General features: G+C 73.7%; 1 protein-coding gene. It reads left to right on the plus strand.

What is annotated here, in order from left to right; genetic code table 11:
• Positions 1 to 315: beta-ketoacyl synthase N-terminal-like domain-containing protein (locus VR44_RS40285; RefSeq protein ID WP_045952665.1), on the plus strand; the 315-nt coding region annotated here is incomplete at both ends.

Genomic DNA, 315 nt, shown 5'->3' on the forward strand with positions numbered 1-315 from the left:
CGGCACCACCTACGCCCGGGCCGGCGGCTTCCTCTACGACCTGGCCGACTTCGACGCCGCGTTCTTCGGCATCTCCCCGCGCGAGGCCACCGCCATGGACCCGCAGCAGCGGCTGCTCCTCGAAACCTCCTGGGAGGCCTTCGAACGGGCCGGCCTCGACCCGGCGACCGTACGAGGCAGCCGCACCGGGGTGTTCGTCGGCTCCGGCTACCAGGACTACCTCCGGCGCGGCCTGGCCGTCCCCGAAGGCGTCGAGGGCTACCTCGGCACCGGCAACGCCGCCAGCGTGGCCTCCGGCCGCATCGCCTACACCCT

This window comes from Streptomyces katrae, from assembly GCF_000966975.1.
In the GTDB taxonomy this organism is placed as follows: Bacteria; Actinomycetota; Actinomycetes; order Streptomycetales; family Streptomycetaceae; genus Streptomyces; species Streptomyces katrae.